Source organism: Intrasporangium sp. (assembly GCF_040414665.1).
Lineage (GTDB): Bacteria > Actinomycetota > Actinomycetes > Actinomycetales > Dermatophilaceae > Intrasporangium.
Genome location: NZ_JBEDUL010000053.1, coordinates 1 through 5,677 on the forward strand (window position 1 = coordinate 1; position 5,677 = coordinate 5,677).

6 protein-coding genes are annotated in these 5,677 nt (G+C 71.2%); 5 read left to right on the forward strand and 1 reads right to left on the reverse strand.

Annotated features, from left to right (window positions below; translation table 11 throughout):
* The 3 genes from ABF401_RS05920 to ABF401_RS05930 all read left to right on the forward strand — a co-directional run.
* A partial coding sequence (locus ABF401_RS05920) for a GAF domain-containing sensor histidine kinase (protein ID WP_353508615.1) occupies nucleotides 1-1,996 on the forward strand: 1,996 nt, incomplete at its 5' end.
* Nucleotides 1,993-2,661 carry a response regulator transcription factor gene (locus ABF401_RS05925; RefSeq protein WP_353508616.1) on the forward strand — a complete coding sequence of 223 codons (669 nt, stop codon included), beginning with the start codon at nucleotides 1,993-1,995 and terminating at the stop codon, nucleotides 2,659-2,661. The genes ABF401_RS05920 and ABF401_RS05925, both read left to right, overlap by 4 nt.
* A gap of 101 nt (nucleotides 2,662-2,762) precedes the next feature.
* Complete coding sequence (locus tag ABF401_RS05930; RefSeq protein WP_353508617.1) at nucleotides 2,763-3,398, forward strand: FMN-dependent NADH-azoreductase; 636 nt, start codon at nucleotides 2,763-2,765, stop codon at nucleotides 3,396-3,398.
* 198 nt (nucleotides 3,399-3,596) lie between these two features.
* On the opposite strand, the gene ABF401_RS05935 is transcribed toward ABF401_RS05930, so the two are convergent.
* Nucleotides 3,597-3,965 carry a nuclear transport factor 2 family protein gene (locus ABF401_RS05935; protein ID WP_353508618.1) on the reverse strand — a complete coding sequence of 123 codons (369 nt, stop codon included), beginning with the start codon at nucleotides 3,963-3,965 and terminating at the stop codon, nucleotides 3,597-3,599.
* Between the two features lie 165 nt (nucleotides 3,966-4,130).
* Between ABF401_RS05935 and ABF401_RS05940 the strand changes: the two genes are divergently transcribed.
* Together ABF401_RS05940 and ABF401_RS05945 are read left to right on the forward strand one after the other, a co-directional pair.
* Entirely contained in the window at nucleotides 4,131-4,928 is a 798-nt protein-coding gene (locus ABF401_RS05940) for a helix-turn-helix domain-containing protein (protein ID WP_353508619.1), read from the forward strand.
* Nucleotides 4,929-5,039: 111 nt separating this feature from the next.
* Complete coding sequence (locus ABF401_RS05945; protein ID WP_353508620.1) at nucleotides 5,040-5,318, forward strand: hypothetical protein; 279 nt, start codon at nucleotides 5,040-5,042, stop codon at nucleotides 5,316-5,318.
* The last annotated feature ends 359 nt before the right edge of the window (nucleotides 5,319-5,677 follow it).

Consider the following 5,677-nt stretch of genomic DNA (forward strand, 5'->3'; position numbering starts at 1 on the left):
TGAGTCCGGACATGTCATGTTCCTCTCGTTACGGACGGATCTTCAGCGTGTCGACGACCCGGTCCCGCCGACAGGGCTGCCTGACCCGATGGCCCGGGCTACCTGCCCGGCCACCCGGGACCACGGACCGTGGCGCGCCGGGCGCGCCACCGCCACACTGATCGCCATGTGGACGCACCGGGCCGTGGTCTCATCGCTCCTCGCGGTCGCTGGGCTCGCCGGCCTCGTCGGGGCTGCCGCCGACGGGTATGCCGCGGCACTCGCCGCCTCCGGGGAGGTCCTCACCACCTCCGAACGGATGCCGCTGGCCCTGGCTCTGGGCGCCACCCTGGTCGGTCTCGGGTGGGCTCTGGCGGGGGCGCTGCTCGCATGGCTGCGTCCGGGCAACCTGGTCGGCTGGGTCCTGCTGGTCGTCGGGACCCTCGCGCAGCTGAGCGTGTCGGAGGAGTCGGTCGCCGCAGCAGGTTGGTGGGGCCCGGCAGCCGCGGACGGTGACTGGACCGCCCGCCCCGTCGGGCTGGTCCTCACCCTCGTCGGGGGCTGGAGCATCATGACGATGCTCGGCGTGCTCCCCGCCATCTATCCGGACGGTCGCCGACCGAGTGGTCATTGGCGCTGGCCGGTGCTGACGGTCGCCGCCGGAGCGCTGCTGTTCCAGGTGCAGTGGGCGCTGAGCCAGCCAACACTGACGGGCGGGGTCGACCCCGCCGCCTCGGGGGCGGAGGCGGCGGCGGAGAACGCGGGACTGATCCGTCTCGTGCCCGTCACGGTCTTTCTCGTGGGTGCCGTCGCCCTCTGGGCGCTGGCGGCAGCCTCCATGTTCCGGTCACCGGCGCCGCGGCGGCAACAGCTCGGGTGGCTCCTGGGCAGCGTCGTGGTCATCCTCGTCGCGAATTCCCTGGGCGACAGTCTCTCGCTGCAAGTGGCGCAGATAGCGAGCCTCTACCTTCTTCCGCTGAGCATCGCACTCGCGCTGCTGCGCTACCGCCTGCTCGGCATCGACGCCTCGCCACGTGCCGACCCGCTGCGATCAGTGGCTGAGATCGGCAGCCACGTCACCTCCGGTGATGACCCCGAGCTCCTCGGGGCGGTGCTGGCCTCGGTGCGCCGCTCGGTGGACGCTCCCGGTGCCCTAGTGAGGGACGCCGGTGGCCAGGTGCTCTCCGCCAGTGGCGACCCGGGACGTCCTGGACTCATCTGTGACCTCGCGGTCGGCGGTGTGCCGGTCGGCCAGCTCGAGGTCTCCCACCGGTGGTCCGGTGACCGCTTCACCCCGCGGGACGAGCGGCTGCTGCGCACCCTCGCAGCGCAGGTTGCGGCCGTGATCCACACGCAGCGGCTCGGGGAGGAGCTCGAGGCCCAGCGCGACGCCGCCCGCGCGGCTCGAACCCACGAGCGGGAACGGCTCAGGCGTGAACTGCACGACGGCTTGGGGCCGGCCCTCACCGGCATCGGTCTGGGCCTCTCCGGCTTGGAGGACGCGGTGCGCAGTGACCACGTCGAGAGGGCGCAAGAGATCGCGGCCGTCCTGCGCCAGGAGGTTGGTGGGACCGTGACGGAGGTGCGGCGGATCATCGACGACCTGCACCCTGCCTCCCTGGAGGAGAACGGCTTCGCCGAGGCGATCCGACAGCGCGTCACGTCGGTCGCCGCGAACCTCCCGGTCAGCGTCCGGATCGGCCACCTCCTCGAGCTTCCCCCGCAGGTGGAGCAGGCGGCCTACCGCGTCGTCGGTGAGGCCGTCGCCAATGCCGCCCGCCATGCGAACCCCACAGCGATCGCCGTCTGCATCGACTGCGACGAGACCGGCCAGCTGGTGATCGAAGTGCGCGATGACGGGAGCGGCTTCGATACCGCCGCATCGACGGCCGACGGAATCGGGCTGCCGTCGATGCGGGCACGGGCTCGCGAGCTGGGTGGCCTGCTCACCATCGAATCCAGCACGGCCGGCACGACCGTGCTCTGCCATGTGCCCATCGGGATCCCGGTCGCATGAGCCCGGCCCGCGTACGACTGGTGATCGCCGACGACCACCCGATGTTCCGCTACGGACTCCGGGCGGCGCTCGCCGCCTCCGCCGAGCTGGAGGTGGTGGGGGAGGCCAAGGACGGCGCGGAGCTCTGCCGGCTCGTCGAGGCGCTTGGCCCCGACGTCGCCATCACGGACCTCGAGATGCCTGGCGTGGGCGGCATCAGTGCCGTCGCCACCCTGGCCATCCGCTTCCCTGACCTGCCGGTCCTGGTGCTGACGATGCACGCTGACGACGAGGCGCTGCTCGGAGCGGTCCGCGCCGGCGCGCGTGGTTACCTGCTCAAGGGCGCCGAGCGCGACGAGATCGTCCGCGCCGTCCTCGCCGTCGCTGAGGGCGGCACCGTCTTCGGTGCAGAGGTGGGGCGCCGCATCGCGGCATACGCCACGCGGCCGACGGCGCCGGGGAAGGCCTTCCCGGAGCTCACCCACCGGGAGGACGAGGTGCTGGGACACGTCGCCGCCGGGCTCGGCAACCACGAGATCGCGTCGCGGCTGTTCCTGTCCGAGAAGACGGTCCGAAACCACGTGGCCTCCATCCTCGGCAAGCTGGCGGTGCGGGACCGGGCCGCGCTCGTCGCCCGGGCCCGCGACCGGGGGATGGGACCGACCCGAGCGCAGTCCTCGCCCTGACCCACGTTGGCGCACCCTCGTCGATCGCCGTGTGGAGACTGAGCGCGAATGAGGCATAGTTGATACTTCAAGCACTCCTCAATCGCGTTAGGAACCCCCGCATGACCCTCCTCCGCATCGACGCCAGCATCCAGGGCCCGAACTCCGCCAGCAGCGCCCTCGCCGACCGCGTCCTCGAGCAGTTCACGGCCCTGCGTCCGGACGAGACCGTCGTCAGCCGGCACCTCGGCGCCCACCCGCTGCCCTCCGACGCGTGGCAGACCGCCGTGTTCGGCGGCTTCACGCCCGAGGCCGACCGGACGCCGCAGCAGGTCGAGGCGCTCGCCCTCGCGACCACGATCGCCGACGAGCTCCGCTCCGCCGACGCGGGCGTCTTCGCCCTCCCGCTCTACAACTGGGGCGTCTCGCAGCACGTCAAGACGTGGATCGACCTGGCCATCATCGGCGGCGGTCCGCAGGCGCAGCTCCTCCAGCGCAAGCCGGTCGTGCTCCTCACCACCCGCGGTGGCGCCTACGGCCCGGGCATGCCCAAGGAGGGCTGGGACCACAACATCGAGTACCTGCGCCGCATTCTCGTGGACGTCTGGGGCGCTGACCTGACCGTCATCGAGCGCGAGTTCACGCTCGTCGGCGTCAACCCCGCCCTCGACGAGTTCACCGAGGTCGCCGCCATGCTCAAGAAGGAGGCCGAGGAGGCCGCCGCGGACGCCGGCGTCGCCCTCGCAACACGCCCCTGACGCGGACCCTCGCGGGGTGGCGTGACAGCCGGCTGCCCCCGAGGGAACCCCGCACACGTGACCGAGCTCAGCGGCATACGGAAGATGTCTGTTCCGTATGCCGCTGAGCTCCGTTCCAGCGGAAAGCTCCTCGCGCTCGTGGCCAGGTCACGAGCGGACTCGGCCCTGGCCTCGCTCGTCGTTGCGGTCAACTTGGGCTCAGGCCGGGACCCGGTCGAGGAACCCGCGGACGTCGGCGACGCGGCCGTCCTCGTCGAGCACGACGACGTCCGAGCCGACGACCACGGGCTCGGCGCCCTCCGGTCCGAGGCCCCACTGGAACCGCACCTGCCGGTGGTGCCCATCCGCCTCGCCCACCGACCGGAAGACGAAGCCAGCGAACTGCTTGTGGACGCCGGCCATGAGTGCATCGAGGTCGTCGTGGCCGGCCACCTCGGCGAGCGGGTCGGTGTAGGTGGCCGCAGGGCTCCAGTGCCGTCGCAGCAGAGCCTGTCGCTCGGACGGGTCGGTCGCGTTCCAGGTCGCCAGGTAGGCGGTGGCCACGGCGGTGGCGTCGGTGTTGTGCATGAGGGTCTCCTCTGTGGGTGGTGTCGGTCCGATGTGGTGTGTCGTGCTGACTGATGCCGTCTGGCGGGATCCGCCGACACCGGTAGGTTCACCCGCAAAGGTGCGGGCCGTCGATGACCTCGGAGGTCATGGCCGCGGTGATTGCGCCCTGCGAGACTCGGGCGCATGACAGCCACTGCCCAGGTCCGACCTGACGTCGGGACGCTCCTTCGCACCTGGCGCGAGCGTCGCCGGCTGAGCCAGCTCGAGCTGTCGGGTCGGGCCCGGGTCAGCACCCGGCATCTGAGCTACGTCGAGACCGGACGGTCGCGGCCAACGCCGGACCTGATCGACCGCATCGCCGAGTCGCTCGACGTCCCCCTCCGGTCGCGGGACGAGCTGCTGCTCGCCGGTGGGTACGCGCCCCGACATGGCGGTCGCGGCCTCGATCACGCCGACCTCGGCGTGGTGCTGGACGGGTTGCGTCACCTGCTCGACGCCCACGAGCCGTACCCGGCCCTGCTGCTCGACGAGCACTGGGACGTCGTCGACGCCAACGCCGCCACGGGCCTGCTGCTCGCCGGGTGCGCGCCCGAGCTGATGGAGCCGCCGGTCAACGCGATCCGGGTGAGCTTGCACCCGGGCGGTCTCGCGCCGCGCATCCGCAACCTCCCGCAGTGGGCGGCCCATCTCATCCACCAGGTGCGCGCCCGCGCCGAGGTCACCCACGACCCAGTCCTGGCCGACCTTGCGGGTGAGGCGGCGTCCTACGTCGACCTCGATCCCCGGACGCCCGCTCCGGCCGGACCCGTGTTGGCTCTGGAGCTCGAGCATGCGGGCGCAGACCTTCGGTTCTTCAGCGTCAGCGCCAGGCTCGAGACCGCGACCGACGCAACCCTCGACGAGCTGCGCCTGGAGACCTTCCTGCCTGCGGACCAGGCCACCCAGGCCGCACTCCGACGCGGGGACGCCCGGTCCCACTGAGCTCAGCTCTGCTGAGGCGGTTCACGTTGCTTCCGCCCTCCATCCCTGTGTTCGCGCGCCGGCCTGTCACCAAACTGAGGGCTGTCGCCGCTCGGTGGAAGAGTCGCCGCCGTGCCGCCTCGCCCACCGAGCGTTCCAGTAGTACGGGACCGACACGACCTGAGGCGGATCGGTGGTTTCCGCAACGCCCGGCTCGTCTCGCGCCGGTTGCGGGTTTCGCACGGGCAGCCGCTGCAGGAGCCGTTGCTGTGGCTGCCGGACGCTGTGGCAGGGGCTGCCGGCGATCACCTGTGCGGCCGCAACGATGCCTACGCCAGCCTGAACAACATGATCGGGCACGTCGACCTCGGCCTGCTATGGCAGCGGACATGCGTCAGGTCGGGCGCCTGATATGCCTCAGGAGGTCCCGACCTGGCTATCCGACTCCCTAGGAGCCGTCTACCAAGAATCCTAGGTGTTCACGAGCTCCTGCGGCAAGGTGAGCGACGAGTGACCTGCGCATGCGGTCACGTGCTCAAGGCCTGTCTCCAGGGTTGAAGCAAAGGATCGTGAGGCGCACCTCCGGTCCTCCGAGCTGGGTCACGGACTGAAGCGCGTCCACATGTCGCCGAGGCCCTCTTGCGTGTTGCCGGCCTGGACGCGACCCAGCAACCCGACGTCACGGCGGCGCTGGGAGCTAGCTCAGCGGCATACGGCCAATGTCTTTGGAACTCAGTGCCGCCGCGGAGACTTCGGCGCGAGGCCGAGCT